The 13,798-nt window shown below is 61.1% G+C and carries 10 protein-coding genes; all 10 read left to right on the top strand.

What is annotated here, in order from left to right; translation table 11 throughout:
- The first annotated feature begins 250 nt into the window (after nt 1-250).
- The 10 genes from purE to D3F01_RS02665 all read left to right on the top strand — a co-directional run bounded on the left by purE (nt 251) and on the right by D3F01_RS02665 (nt 13,645).
- Nucleotides 251-751 carry a 5-(carboxyamino)imidazole ribonucleotide mutase gene (gene purE / locus D3F01_RS02710; RefSeq protein WP_117532949.1) on the top strand — a complete coding sequence of 167 codons (501 nt, stop codon included), beginning with the start codon at nt 251-253 and terminating at the stop codon, nt 749-751.
- A gap of 9 nt (nt 752-760) precedes the next feature.
- Nucleotides 761-2,239, top strand: a complete 1,479-nt coding sequence (gene purF / locus D3F01_RS02705) for an amidophosphoribosyltransferase (protein ID WP_097770595.1) — start codon at nt 761-763, stop codon at nt 2,237-2,239.
- 4 nt (nt 2,240-2,243) lie between these two features.
- Entirely contained in the window at nt 2,244-3,290 is a 1,047-nt protein-coding gene (purM, locus tag D3F01_RS02700; protein ID WP_242885863.1) for a phosphoribosylformylglycinamidine cyclo-ligase, read from the top strand.
- Complete coding sequence (gene purN / locus D3F01_RS02695; RefSeq protein ID WP_242885861.1) at nt 3,284-3,880, top strand: phosphoribosylglycinamide formyltransferase; 597 nt, start codon at nt 3,284-3,286, stop codon at nt 3,878-3,880. Before purM ends, purN begins: the two co-directional genes overlap by 7 nt.
- A 176-nt stretch (nt 3,881-4,056) precedes the next feature.
- Nucleotides 4,057-4,857 carry an IMP cyclohydrolase gene (locus tag D3F01_RS02690; RefSeq protein ID WP_035393990.1) on the top strand — a complete coding sequence of 267 codons (801 nt, stop codon included), beginning with the start codon at nt 4,057-4,059 and terminating at the stop codon, nt 4,855-4,857.
- Between the two features lie 24 nt (nt 4,858-4,881).
- Entirely contained in the window at nt 4,882-6,063 is a 1,182-nt protein-coding gene (locus D3F01_RS02685) for a phosphoribosylaminoimidazolecarboxamide formyltransferase (RefSeq protein ID WP_005932199.1), read from the top strand.
- Nucleotides 6,064-6,266: 203 nt separating this feature from the next.
- Nucleotides 6,267-7,568 (top strand): phosphoribosylamine--glycine ligase, encoded by a 1,302-nt coding sequence (purD, locus tag D3F01_RS02680; RefSeq protein WP_242885859.1) that lies wholly within the window; start codon nt 6,267-6,269, stop codon nt 7,566-7,568.
- 19 nt (nt 7,569-7,587) lie between these two features.
- Entirely contained in the window at nt 7,588-11,280 is a 3,693-nt protein-coding gene (locus D3F01_RS02675) for a phosphoribosylformylglycinamidine synthase (protein ID WP_242885857.1), read from the top strand.
- Between the two features lie 140 nt (nt 11,281-11,420).
- Nucleotides 11,421-12,866, top strand: coding sequence for an adenylosuccinate lyase (gene purB / locus D3F01_RS02670; protein WP_156075500.1), 1,446 nt, complete (start codon nt 11,421-11,423; stop codon nt 12,864-12,866).
- Nucleotides 12,867-12,937: 71 nt separating this feature from the next.
- The gene (locus tag D3F01_RS02665) at nt 12,938-13,645 is read left to right on the top strand and encodes a pseudouridine synthase (protein ID WP_097770600.1); all 708 of its coding nucleotides are present in this window, start codon (nt 12,938-12,940) and stop codon (nt 13,643-13,645) included.
- The last annotated feature ends 153 nt before the right edge of the window (nt 13,646-13,798 follow it).

Here is a 13,798-nt window from a genome sequence, read left to right as displayed (position 1 = left end):
ACTGTATGTAGTACAGGGACGGTACCCCGGCGGATGCCGGGTGCCGCCTGAAAAAAGCGCAGAGCAAAAGGGGAACTTCAAAGATGAAGATGCTGTCGGGCTTCACAGAACAGAACACCATTTGTGCTGTTCAGGGGCATCGTGCAGCTTTGTGCAAAGCGCTGGGAGAGCATACGCAGAAATAAAGGCCGTGGTGCAGGTGTACCACAGCTTTTTTTTGTTTTGCAGACGGAGAAAGAGAGGTTCGGATATGATTCGGAAAGTTGCAGTGATCATGGGCTCGGACAGTGATTGGCCGGTGGTAAAGGGGGCCTGTGCCCAGCTGAAGGCGCTGGACATCCCCTTTGAGGCACACATCCTTTCGGCCCACCGCACCCCTGCCGAGGCCGCGGATTTTGCCAAAAATGCCCGGGCCAACGGCTTTGGTGTGATCCTGTGCGCGGCGGGCATGGCGGCCCATCTGGCCGGTGCCTTTGCCGCCAACACCACCCTGCCTGTCATCGGTATCCCGATGAAGGGCGGCGCGATGGACGGTCTGGATGCGCTGCTGGCCACGGTCCAGATGCCCAGCGGCATCCCGGTGGCTACCGTGGCCCTGAACGGGGCCAAGAACGCCGCCTGGCTGGCCGCCGAGATCCTGGCCCTGAGCGATGATGCACTGGCCGGGAAGCTGGAGGCCGAGCGGGTGAGCATGGCACAGCAGATCGCAGCTAAGGAAGAAAAGCTGCAGAACGAACTGAAAGAGTTGTAAGGAGAACCAATGTCTGATTTTGCATATCCGCTGCACGAGGAATGCGGCGTTTTTGGCATTTACGACCGGGCGGGCACCGAGGACGTGGCCGCTGCCGCCTATTCTGCCCTGTATGCACTGCAGCACCGCGGGCAGGAGAGCTGCGGCATTGCGGTCAACGATGACGGTGTCATCCAGGGCCACCGCGACCTCGGCCTGGTGAATGAGGTGTTCACCCCCGCCGTGCTGGGCAGTCTTTCCACCCCCACGGCCCACATGGCAACGGGCCATGTCCGCTATGCCACGGCCGGCAGCCGGGTGCGGGCCAACGCCCAGCCCATGATCGTCCGGCATGGCCGGGGCACCATGGCCCTCTGCCACAACGGCAACCTGACCAATGCCCTGGAGCTGCGCCGTCAGCTGGAGAACGAGGGTGCCATCTTCCACGGCTCCTCCGATACCGAGGTCATCTGCTACCTCATCACCCGCAACCGCCTGCGGATGGGCAGCATTGAGACTGCCATCAGCAAGACCATGGATGTGCTGGAGGGTGCATACAGTCTGGTGATCATGTCCGCCACCAAGCTCATCGCGGTCCGGGACCCCCGGGGCTACCGCCCTTTGTGCATCGGCACCCTGCCCGGCGGCGGCTACGTCTTTGCCAGCGAGAGCTGTGCGCTGGATGCTGCGGGCGCGACCCTGCTGCGGGACGTGGAGCCCGGCGAGATCGTCATTGCCGACACCAAGACCGGTGAGCTGCGGAGCATCAAGGATCACTGCGGCCGCCCGGACACCCAGATGTGCGTGTTCGAGTTCATCTATTTCTCCCGCCCGGACAGCATCATCGAGGGCAGCTCGGTGCACGAGGCCCGCAAGCAGGCAGGCCGGTTCCTGGCGCAGGAGCATCCTGTGGAGGCCGATGTGGTCATCGGCGTGCCGGATTCCGGTCTGGATGCGGCGCTCGGCTACTCGCAGGAGAGCGGCATCCCCTACGGCATCGGCTTCATCAAGAATAAATACATCGGCCGCACCTTTATCCAGGGCAGCCAGAAGCAGCGCGAAAACAGCGTGCGCATCAAGCTGAACGTGGTGTCCAGCACCGTCAAGGGCAAGCGGGTGGTGCTGGTGGATGATTCCATCGTGCGCGGCACCACCTCCGCCCGCATCATCAAGCTGCTGCGGGATGCCGGTGCAAAGGAAGTTCACTTCCGGGTCTCGGCCCCCCCGTTCAAATACCCCTGCTACTTCGGCACCGACATCCCCGACCAGAAGCTGCTGGTGGCCACGGGCCGCAATGTGGAGCAGATCAATGAGATCATCGGGGCCGACACCCTGGGCTACCTGTCCACCGAGCATGTGGTGCAGCTGGCCAAGAACGCAAAATGCGGTTTCTGCACCGCCTGCTTTACCGGCGAGTATGCCGTGAGGCCGGAAGAGGTGCTTTCCACCGATATCCATGAACGCCACCTGAACGACCGTCCCAAAAACGAGAAAAAGTTAGGAGAGTAAGAAGATGGAAAAGAGCTATTCTGAGAGTTACGCAGCTGCCGGTGTGGATATCACCGCCGGTTACCGCTCCGTTGAACTGATGAAGCAGTATGTTGCCCGCACCATGAACGAGCACTGCATTGGTGGTCTGGGCGGCTTTGGCGGCCTGTTTGAGCTGGATTGCACCGGCTACAAGCACCCGGTTCTGATCTCCGGTACGGACGGCGTGGGCACCAAGCTGAAGATCGCCATGATCATGGACAAGCACGACACCATTGGCATCGACTGCGTTGCCATGTGCGTCAACGATGTGATCTGCGCCGGTGCAAAGCCGCTGGTGTTCCTGGATTACATCGCCTGCGGCCGCAACATCCCTGAGAAGATCGCCGAGATCGTCAAGGGCGTGGCCGAGGGCTGCGTGCAGGCTGATTGCTCTCTGGTGGGCGGTGAGACTGCCGAGCACCCGGGCATGATGCCGGAGGATGAGTACGATCTGGCCGGTTTCACCGTGGGCGTTGTGGACAAGGAAAAGATCCTGAGCAACGAGACCATGCAGGCTGGCGATGTCATCCTCGCTCTGCCCTCCACCGGTGTTCATTCCAACGGTTTCTCGCTGGTGCGCAAGATCTTTGATATTGACAACGATCCCGATGTTCTGCACACCACCCCCGCCGAGCTGGGCGGCAAGACCCTGGGCGATGCCCTGCTGGCTCCCACCAAGATCTACGTCAAGCCGGTGCTCAAGGTGCTGGAAGAAGTGGATGTCAAGGGCATCTCCCACATCACCGGCGGCGGCTTCTACGAGAATATCCCCCGCAGCCTGAAGAAGGGCTGCTGCGCCCGCATCAAGAAGGAGGATGTGCGCACCCCGGCGCTGTTCCACCTGATGCAGAAGGTGGGCGGCATCTCCGAGCACGACATGTTCAATACCTTCAACATGGGCGTGGGCATGGTGCTCACCGTGCCCGCCGAGCAGGCCGATAAGGCGCTGGAGATCCTCCACGCCAACGGCGAGCCCGAGGCTTACAAGCTGGGTGTCATCGCTGAAGGGGACGGTGTGGAGCTGTGCTGAACGTAGCTGTGTTGGTTTCCGGCGGCGGCACCAATCTGCAGGCCCTGCTGGACAGCGAAGCCCGGGGCGAGAACCCCAACGGAAAGATCACGCTGGTGGTAGCCTCCAAGCCCGGTGTCTTTGCGCTGGAGCGGGCTGCAAAAGCCGGTGTGGAGGGCGTTGTGGTCCGCCGCAAGGACTACGCCACCAGCGAGGCCTTTGACGCGGCCCTGCTGGAAACGCTGAAAAGCCACAACATCGATCTGGTGGTGCTGGCCGGTTTCCTTTCTGTGCTGGGCCCCAGTGTCATTGAAGCCTATCCCCGCCGCATCCTGAATGTTCACCCGGCGCTCATCCCTTCCTTCTGCGGGCCCGGCATGTACGGCCTGCGCCCCCATCAGGCCGCTCTGGCCCGGGGCTGCAAGGTGACCGGCGCTACCGTCCACTTTGTCAACGAGGAGTGCGACGGCGGCCCCATCCTGCTGCAGAAGGCAGTGGAGATCCTGCCCGGCGACACCCCCGAGGTGCTGCAGAAGCGGGTGATGGAACAGGCCGAGTGGAAGCTGCTGCCCAAGGCAGTTGCCATGGTGTGCAGTGGCGAGATCGAGTAAAAAAATAAACTGGCTCGCCCTCTCAGGCCGCTTCGCGTCCAGCTCTCCCAAAGGGAGAGCCCTTGGCAAAACCATGAACTTTGTGTGGACTGCCAAAGCCTCCCACTTTGGGGGAGGTGGCAGCGCGTCAGCGCTGACGGAGAGGGCGAGGTCGTTATCCGTAAAGGAGAACAACAATGGAAAAGATCAACCTGAACGATTATCTGGCCTCCAACGAGTACCCCGGCCGCGGCATTGCAGTGGCAATGGCCCCCGATGGCCGTCAGATGTTCATCGGCTACTTTATCATGGGCCGCAGTGAGAACAGCCGCAACCGAGTGTTCGACCCCGTGCCCGAGCGCGGCGGCATCTGCACCATGGCTGCAGACCCCGACAAGCTGGAGGACCCCAGCCTTATCATCTATAACCCCGTGCTGACCCTGGGCAAGACCCATATCGTGACCAACGGCGACCAGACCGATACCATTTTTGACCTGATGAGTCAGGGCAAGAGCTTTGCCGATGCCCTGCGCACCCGCACCTTTGAGCCGGACGGCCCCAACTACACCCCCCGCATCTCCGCTGTGGTGTACGCTGATGGCAGCTACCAGATGAGCATCCTGAAATCTGCCGACGGCAACGGCGACAGCGTCCAGCGCTATTTCTTTGATTACCCCCAGCCTGTGGCCGGTGAGGGACATTTCATCAGCACCTACAAGCACAACGGAAACCCCATCCCCAGCTTTGAGGGCGAGCCCCTGCGCTTTGCCTGCCCCCGCACCATCGGCGATTTTGCCCATGGCCTGTGGCAGAACCTGAACCCCGACAACAAGGTCAGCCTGTTTGCCCGCGTCATTGATCTGGACAGCGGCGAGACCGGCGATATGATCTTCAACAAATACGATGCTGTCAACAGCGATCTGGACGACCCCGAGGAGCCTGAACTGCTGCCCGAGGAGCTGGAGCTGCTGGCAAAACTCGATGCCGAAGCGGAATAACGAAGACTTAAGGAGGATGCATCAATGAACGAACTCGCACTGAAGTACGGCTGCAACCCCAACCAGAAGCCCAGCCGCATCTATATGGAAGATGGCTCCGACCTGCCCGTGACTGTGCTGAACGGCAAGCCCGGCTACATCAATTTTCTGGATGCCCTCAACTCCATCCAGCTGGTCAAGGAGCTGAAGGCGGCCTGCGGCCTGCCTGCTGCCGCTTCCTTCAAGCATGTGTCCCCGGCGGGTGCCGCCCTGGGCCTGCCCCTGACCGATGTGGAGCGCAGGATGTACCACATTGCTCCGGACTTTGAGCTCTCTCCGCTGGCCTGCGCTTACGCCCGTGCCCGCGGTGCTGACCGTATGTCCTCCTTTGGCGACTGGATCGCCCTCTCCGATGTCTGCGATGTGCCCACTGCAAAGCTCATCCAGCATGAGGTCTCTGACGGCATCATTGCTCCCGGTTATGAGCCGGAGGCTCTGACCATTCTGGCCGGCAAGAAAAAGGGCAACTACAATGTGGTGGCCATTGACCCCGACTACAAGCCCGCCCCTGTGGAGCACAAGCAGGTGTACGGCATCACCTTTGAACAGGGCCGCAACGAGCTGACCATCAACGCCGACACCATGCTGACCAACTGGGTCACCGAGAACAAGAGCGTGACCGAGGAGCAGAAGCGGGACCTGATCATTGCCCTCATCACCCTGAAATACACCCAGTCCAACAGTGTCTGCTACACCGCAGGCGGCCAGACCATCGGCGTGGGTGCCGGCCAGCAGAGCCGCATCCACTGCACCCGTCTGGCAGGCCAGAAGGCCGACAACTGGCAGCTGCGCCACATGGACAAGGTGCTGAATCTGCCTTTCCGTGACGATGTCGCCAAGCCCAACCGCGACAATGCCATTGATGTGTATATCGGTGACACCCCCGAGGATGTCATCGGCGACGATGTCTGGGCCGAGACCTTCACCGAGCAGCCCGCACCCCTGACCGCTGAGGAAAAGAAAGAGTACCTGAGCCACGTTACCGGTGTCTGCCTGGGCTCCGATGCCTTCTTCCCCTTTGGCGACAACATCGAGCGTGCCCGCCGTTCCGGCGTGACCGCCATTGTCCAGCCCGGCGGCTCTATCCGCGACCAGCAGGTCATTGACACCTGCAATAAGTACGGCATCGCCATGGCGTTCTGCGGCATCCGGCTGTTCCATCACTAAAAGGAAAACTGGTTCGCCCTCTCAGTCAAAGCCTGTCGGCTTTGCCAGCTCCCCCAAAGGGGGAGCCTTTGGCAGCATCCCGTTAGTAGCTGCTGGTGTTAGTGCCAGTCCTGGCTCTCCCTTTGGGAGAGCTGGCGCGAAGCGCCTGAGAGGGTGAGGACGCTGACAGAGAAGCAGAAACGAATATTTTAGGAGATGTTAAAATGGCTAAAAAAATCTTAGTGGTCGGCGGCGGCGGCCGCGAGCACGCCATCATCAAGGCACTGAAGAAGAGCCCGGACTGCGGCGAGATCTGGTGCGCTCCGGGCAACGGCGGCATCAGCTATGATGCCAAATGCAAGAACATCAAGGCTACGGACGTAGAGACCATGGTGGCCTTTGCCGCTGAGGAAAAGTTTGATTATGTGGTCGTGGCGCAGGATGACCCGCTGGCGCTGGGCATGGTGGACGCACTGGCTGCAGTGGGCATCCCTGCCTTTGGCCCGGACAAGGCCGCTGCCCGCATCGAGGCCTCCAAGGTGTTCTCTAAGGACCTGATGAAGAAATACGGCATCCCCACTGCAGATTATGCCACCTTTGATGACCCCGCCAAGGTCATGGATTACATCAAGGCAAAGGGCAAGTACCCCGTGGTCATCAAGGCCGACGGACTGGCACTGGGCAAGGGCGTGTTGATCTGCGAGAACGAGGAACAGGCCGCCGATGGCGTGAAGGAGATCATGCTGGACAAAAAGTTCGGCGCTTCCGGAAACCATGTGGTGGTGGAAGAGTTCCTCACCGGCCCCGAGGTCAGTGTGCTGAGCTTTACCGATGGCAAGGTGGTCAAGCCCATGGTGTCCAGCATGGATCACAAGCGTGCCAACGACCACGACACCGGCCTGAACACCGGCGGCATGGGCACCGTGGCCCCCAACCCCTACTACACCCCGGCCATTGCTGCCGAGTGCATGGAAAAGATCTTCCTGCCCACCATTCGGGCCATGAACGCCGAGGGCTGCCCCTTCAAGGGCTGCCTGTACTTCGGCCTGATGCTCACCCCGGACGGCCCCAAGGTCATCGAGTACAACTGCCGCTTCGGCGATCCCGAGACCCAGGTGGTGCTGCCTCTGCTGGAGAGTGACCTGCTGAAGATCATGACTGCCTGCACCGAGGGCACACTGGCCGATACCGAGGTCAAATTCTCCGAGGGTGCCGCCTGCTGCGTTATTCTGGCTTCTGGCGGCTACCCGGTGTCCTATGAAAAGGGAAAGCCCATTTCCGGCCTGACCAACGGCCAGCTGGAAGGGGAGAGCAGCATCACAGTTTACCACTCAGGCACGGCACTGCGTGAGGACGGCACGCTGGTCACCAACGGTGGCCGCGTGCTGGGCGTGACTGCAACTGCGCCCCGCCTGACCGCCGCCATCACGCAGGCATACGCCGCCGCTGAGAAGATCAGCTTTGAAAAGCTGCACAAGCGCACGGATATTGGCATGAGAGCGCTGAAAGCAATCGCTGAACAATAAAAAAGAGGGGGATTCACCCATGGTTTATCGTATTTATGTGGAAAAGAAGCCCGGCTTTGATGTGGAAGCCCAGGGCCTGAAAAATGAGCTGGTGAGCCTGCTGGGCATCCAGTCCCTGAGCGGCCTGCGCCTGCTGAACCGCTATGACGTGGAGGGCATCGACGAGGCACTGTTCAACCAGTGCGCTACCACCGTGTTCAGTGAGCCGCCGGTGGATAACACCTATGCGGAGCTGCCTGAATTCGAGGGCATTTCCTTTGCTGTGGAGTACCTGCCCGGCCAGTTTGACCAGCGCGCCGATTCTGCCGCCGAGTGCATCCAGCTCATCAGCCAGGGTGAGCGCCCGCTGGTCCGCTCTGCCCGTGTCTACCTGCTGGAGGGTTCCCTGACCGAGGAGCAGGTGGCAGAGATCAAGAAGTACGTCATCAACCCGGTGGAGGCCCGCGAGGCTTCGCTGGAGACCAAAGCTACCCTGAAGATGGAGTATCCCATGCCCACCGCTGTGGCCACGCTGGAGGGCTTCAACGAGCTGGACGAAGAGGGCCTGAAGAAGTTCATCGACGAAAAGGGCCTGGCCATGGATCTGGGCGATATCAAGTTCTGCCAGGAGTACTTCCGCTCTGAGCACCGCGACCCCACCATCACCGAGATCAAGATGATCGACACCTACTGGTCCGATCACTGCCGCCACACTACTTTCGGCACCATTCTGGATGATGTCCAGATCGACGATGCCGTGGTGCAGGCAGCGTTTGACCGCTACATGGCCATGCGCGCCGACCTGGGCCGTGAGGAGAAGCCCCGCTGCATGATGGATCTTGCCACCATCGGTGCCAAGGAGCTGAAGAAGCAGGGCATCCTCAAGAATCTGGACGAATCCGAGGAGATCAACGCCTGCACCGTCAAGATCAAGTGCGATGTGAACGGCAAGGATGAGGACTGGCTCTTCCTCTTTAAGAACGAGACCCACAACCACCCCACCGAGATCGAGCCCTTCGGCGGTGCGGCCACCTGCATCGGCGGTGCCATCCGTGACCCGCTGTCCGGCCGCAGCTATGTCTATCAGGCCATGCGTGTGACCGGCGCGGGCGACCCGCTCAAGCCTGTCAGCGAGACCCTGCCCGGCAAGCTGCCCCAGCGCAAGCTGGTGACCACTGCCGCTGCTGGTTACTCCTCCTACGGCAACCAGATCGGCCTTGCCACCGGCCAGGTGGATGAGATCTACCACCCCGGCTATGTGGCAAAGCGAATGGAGATCGGCGCTGTGGTGGGTGCGACCCCCGCTTCCCATGTCCGCCGCGAGTGCCCCGCCCCCGGGGATGTCATCGTCCTGCTGGGCGGCCGCACCGGCCGCGACGGCATCGGCGGTGCCACCGGCTCCTCCAAGGCCCACAATCTGGGCAGCCTGGACCACTGCGGTGCTGAGGTGCAGAAGGGCAATGCGCCCATCGAGCGCAAGCTCCAGCGCCTGTTCCGCCGTGAGGATGCCTGCAAGATGATCAAGCGCTGCAACGACTTTGGTGCGGGCGGCGTTTCCGTTGCCATCGGCGAGCTGGCCGACGGCCTGTATATCGACCTGAACAAGGTCACCAAGAAGTATGACGGCCTGGACGGCACCGAGCTGGCCATCAGCGAGAGCCAGGAGCGCATGGCTGTGGCCCTTGCCCCCGAGGATGTGGACAAGTTCATCGCCATTGCCACCGAGGAGAACCTTGAGGCGACCCCCGTGGCGAAGGTCACCGAGGAAAAGCGCCTGAACATGGTGTGGAACGGCGTGTCCATCGTCAACATCAGCCGTGAGTTCCTGAACTCCAACGGTGCGGAGAAGCACCAGAACGTCCATGTGGAGCAGGGTACCGTCTGGCAGCCCCAGTGGGCCGGCATCACCTTCAGCCAGAAGATGAAGAACATGGTGGGCGACCTGAACATCTGCAGCAAGAAGGGCCTTTCTGAGCGGTTCGACAGCACCATTGGTGCCGCCACCGTCCTGATGCCCTTTGGCGGTGCTCACCAGCTGACCCCCCAGAACGCCATGGTGGCAAAGCTGCCTGTGGATGGCGAGACCAACACCTGCTCCGGCATGGCCTGGGGCTACAACCCCTACCTGATGAGCGCCAACCAGTATGTCGGCGCACGGATGGCCGTGGTGGACAGCGTCACCAAACTGGTGGCCTCCGGCTTCCGCTATGAGGATGCCTACCTGACCTTCCAGGAGTACTTTGAGCGCCTGGGCACCAAGCCCGAGCGCTGGGGCAAGCCGCTGGCCGCTCTGCTGGGTGCTCTGGATGCCCAGATGGGTCTGGGCATTGCCTCCATCGGCGGCAAGGACAGCATGTCCGGCTCCTTCGAGCAGCTGGATGTGCCCCCCACGCTGGTCTCCTTTGCCACTGCCATCGGCAAGGCCAGCAAGGTGGTTTCCACCGAGTTCAAGAAGCCCGAGAGCACTGTTGTCCTCATCCGGCCCATTCTGGACCCCGAGACCGGCTGCCCCAACTTCTTCTCCCTGAAGGCAAACTACAAGATCGTGGAGCAGATGATCGAAGAGGGCATGGTGGCATCTGCCTGCGCCGTGGGTTACGGCGGCATTGCCGAGGCCCTGTTCAAGATGGGCCTGGGCAACCGCATCGGCTTCAAGATGCGCGCTGATATGCCCACCCACCGGATGTTCGAGCCCATGTACGGCTCCATCGTGCTGGAAATGGTCTCTGATTCCCCCGCAGGCGAGCTGCTGGGCGAGACCACCAGGGAGTATACCTTTGAAAGCTGCGGTGAGACGCTGGATATGGCAGAGCTGCAGGAGATCTGGGAAAGCAAGCTGGAGCCTGTGTACCCCTACCGCAAGGCAGGCCCCACTGTGGAAAAGATCAATGGCAAGCTGAACGCCCCTGCTGCTCCCAAGATCGGTGTGGCAAAGCCCAAGGTGATCATCCCCGTGTTCCCCGGCACCAACTGCGAGTACGACACCGCCAAGGCCTTTGCCCGCGCCGGTGCCGACCCTGAGATCCTGGTCATCCGCAACCTGACCCCGGCGGACGTTACCGCCAGCTGCGAGGCACTGGTCAAGGCCATCGGCGAGAGCCAGATCGTGATGCTGCCCGGCGGCTTCTCCGGCGGCGACGAGCCGGACGGCAGCGCCAAGTTCATCGCCTCCTTCTTCCGCAGCCCTGCGGTCACCGAGGCGGTCCGCGACCTGCTGCAGCACCGCGACGGCCTGATGCTGGGCATCTGCAACGGCTTCCAGGCCCTGATCAAGCTGGGTCTGGTGCCCTACGGCGATATCCGCCCCATCACGGCCTATGACCCGACCCTGACCTTCAACACCATCGGCCGCCACCAGAGCATGCTGGTGCGCACCCGTGTTGCATCCACCGGCAGCCCCTGGCTGTCCCACTGCGATGCAGGCAGCGAGTACGAGATCGCCATCAGCCACGGCGAGGGCCGCTTTGTGGCACCCCAGAACGTGCTGGATCAGCTGGTTGCCAACGGCCAGGTCGCTACCCAGTATGTTGATCTGGAAGGCGAGCCCACCATGGATCAGCGCTACAACCCCAACGGCTCTCTGCTGGCCATTGAGGGCATCACCAGCCCGGACGGCCGCGTGTTCGGCAAGATGGGCCACTCGGAGCGCAGCGGCGAGTACCTGTACAAGAATGTCACCGGCGACAAATATCAGCCGATCTTTGAGGGCGGCGTAGACTATTTCAAGGTTTGATGGTAGAATAGAGAAAAACTCCTTCCGTCATCGCTGACGCGATGCCACCTCCCTCTCCGAGGGAGGGTGAAAGGCCCCCTCTTCGAGGGGGCTGTCGCCGGAAGGCGGCTGGGGGAGTTACTTTCAGGAGGAAACAACCAATGTCACAGCATGATCGTTATATCAGCCCCTTCTCTACCCGTTATTCTTCCGACGAGATGCAGTATATCTTTTCGGATGACAACAAGTTCCGCACCTGGCGCCGCCTGTGGGTGGCGCTGGCCCGGGCCGAGATGGAGCAGGGCCTGACCAATATCACCCCCGAAATGGTGGCCGAGCTGGAAGCCCATGTGGACGACATCAACTACGAGGTCGCCATTGCGCGCGAGAAGCTGGTGCGCCATGATGTGATGAGCCACGTTTACGCCTACGGCCAGCAGTGCCCCAAGGCAGCCGGCATCATCCATCTGGGTGCCACCAGCTGCTATGTGGGCGATAACACCGATATCATCGTGATGCGGCAGGGCCTGGAGCTCATTCGCAAAAAGCTGATCGGTGTGCTGGCAAAGCTCTCCCGCTTTGCTGAGGAGTACAAGGACATGCCCTGCATGGCCTATACCCACTGCCAGCCTGCACAGCCCACCACCGTGGGCAAGCGTGCCACCCTGTGGGCCAACGAGCTGGTGATGGATCTTGCCGAGATCGACCACCGCCTTGCCACCCTGCAGCTGCGCGGTGTCAAGGGCACCACCGGCACGCAGGCTTCCTTTATGGAGCTGTTCAAGGGCGATGCAGACAAGATCCGCGCTGTGGATGCTTCCATTGCCAGGGAGATGGGCTTTGCCCCGGATGCCGTGATCCCCGTGTCCGGCCAGACCTACAGCCGCAAGGTGGATGCCTTTATCCTGAACGCTCTGGCAGGCATTGCCCAGAGCTGCATGAAGTTTGCCACCGACCTGCGCCTGCTGGCCAACTTCAAGGAGATGGAAGAACCTTTTGAGAAGAACCAGATCGGTTCCTCCGCCATGCCTTACAAGCGCAACCCCATGCGGTGTGAGCGCATCTGCGCCCTGAGCCGCTACCTGATGGTGGATGTGCTGAACCCCAGCTTCACCACCGGCACCCAGTGGTTTGAGCGCACTCTGGACGACAGCGCCAACAAGCGCGTTGCCATGGCCGAGGGCTTCCTGGCTGCCGATGCCATCCTGAACATCATGCTCAATGTTACCGACGGCATCGTGGTCTACCCCAAAGTGGTGCGCAGCCGCCTGATGGCAGAGCTGCCCTTCATGGCCAGCGAGAACATTATGATGCAGGCTGTGGAAAAGGGCGGCAACCGTCAGGAGCTCCACGAGCGCCTGCGCCAGCACGCCATTGCCGCTGGCAAGCAGGTCAAGGAAGAGGGCCTGCCCAACGATATGGTGGACCGCGTTGCAGCCGACCCCGCCTTTGGCCTGACCAAGGAGGAGATCGTGGCCGGTCTGGTGCCCGAAAACTTTGTGGGCCGTGCACCCCAGCAGGTGGAGGAGTTCATTGCAAATGTGCTCCAGCCCATCTTTGATGCCAACCCCGATGCTGTGGAACAGCACGCAAGCCTGAGCGTTTGAGCGTAAAATTTTTAGAAAAGAGGCTGTTGCCGGAGGCAACGGCCTCTTTTCTGCACACAGAAGGAGTTTTTATGCGACTAGACAAATATCTGGCCGAGACGGCCCAGTGCACCCGGAGCGAGGCAAAGACCCTGCTGAGCAGGGGACGGGTGACGGTGAACGGCGCGGTGTGCAAAAAGGGGGACACCCAGCTCAGGGAAGGGGACAGCGTGGCGGTGGACGGTGCGCCGCTTGCTTACCAGCAGTTCGTCTACCTGATGCTCAACAAGCCTGAGGGCGTGGTGAGCGCTTCCACCGACAAGCGGGATACCACCGTGGTGGATCTGATCGGGGATGCCTACCCCCGGCGGGAGCTGTTCCCGGCCGGCCGGCTGGACAAGACCAGCACCGGCTTTGTTCTGCTGACGGATGACGGCGGCTTCGCCCACGAGATCCTTGCCCCGAAGCGCCATGTCTCCAAGACCTACACGGTGGTCATTGACACACCGCTGACCGAGGAGATGCGCAGGGGCTTTGCCGAGGGCGTGACGCTGGCGGATGGCACCGCCCTCTCCCCGGCAGAGGTGGAAGCCCTGACCCCGGACGGCCTGACCGTGAAAGTCAGGCTCAGGCAGGGGGTGTATCACCAGATCAAGCGGATGTTCGGTGTGTACGGCGCGGGCGTGAACGCCCTGCACCGGGATGCCATCGGCGGGCTTGCGCTGGACCCGGCCCTTGCACCGGGGCAGTGGCGGGAGCTTTCTGCGGAGGAAGTGACAGCAATTACCACCGGAGCCTGACTGCTTTTCACCTGATTTTCAAAAAAACATCACATTTTGCCGGTAAAATATTCACAAGAACCACGCAAAACAGTGCTTTTTGGGCCTGAAAATACCCCTGAAAGATAATTTCACCAAGAAAGTCAAAAATATTTTGGTGAAATATGTTGCAAA

This window comes from Faecalibacterium sp. BCRC 81149 (assembly GCF_022750605.1).
GTDB classification, from domain to species: Bacteria; Bacillota; Clostridia; order Oscillospirales; family Ruminococcaceae; genus Faecalibacterium; species Faecalibacterium duncaniae.
The sequence above is the reverse complement of the archived record's forward strand: the minus strand, read 5'-3'. Positions and strand labels throughout refer to the sequence as shown.

What these genes read in the sequence shown, in the direction of transcription:
- purM (WP_242885863.1), top strand. Translation starts at nt 2,244, where the DNA reads ATGGAAAAGAGCTATTCTGAGAGTTACGCAGCTGCCGGTGTGGATATC.
- purB (WP_156075500.1), top strand. Translation starts at nt 11,421, where the DNA reads ATGTCACAGCATGATCGTTATATCAGCCCCTTCTCTACCCGTTATTCT.
- purE (WP_117532949.1), top strand. Translation starts at nt 251, where the DNA reads ATGATTCGGAAAGTTGCAGTGATCATGGGCTCGGACAGTGATTGGCCG.
- purD (WP_242885859.1), top strand. Translation starts at nt 6,267, where the DNA reads ATGGCTAAAAAAATCTTAGTGGTCGGCGGCGGCGGCCGCGAGCACGCC.
- D3F01_RS02690 (WP_035393990.1), top strand. Translation starts at nt 4,057, where the DNA reads ATGGAAAAGATCAACCTGAACGATTATCTGGCCTCCAACGAGTACCCC.
- purF (WP_097770595.1), top strand. Translation starts at nt 761, where the DNA reads ATGTCTGATTTTGCATATCCGCTGCACGAGGAATGCGGCGTTTTTGGC.
- D3F01_RS02665 (WP_097770600.1), top strand. Translation starts at nt 12,938, where the DNA reads ATGCGACTAGACAAATATCTGGCCGAGACGGCCCAGTGCACCCGGAGC.
- D3F01_RS02685 (WP_005932199.1), top strand. Translation starts at nt 4,882, where the DNA reads ATGAACGAACTCGCACTGAAGTACGGCTGCAACCCCAACCAGAAGCCC.
- D3F01_RS02675 (WP_242885857.1), top strand. Translation starts at nt 7,588, where the DNA reads ATGGTTTATCGTATTTATGTGGAAAAGAAGCCCGGCTTTGATGTGGAA.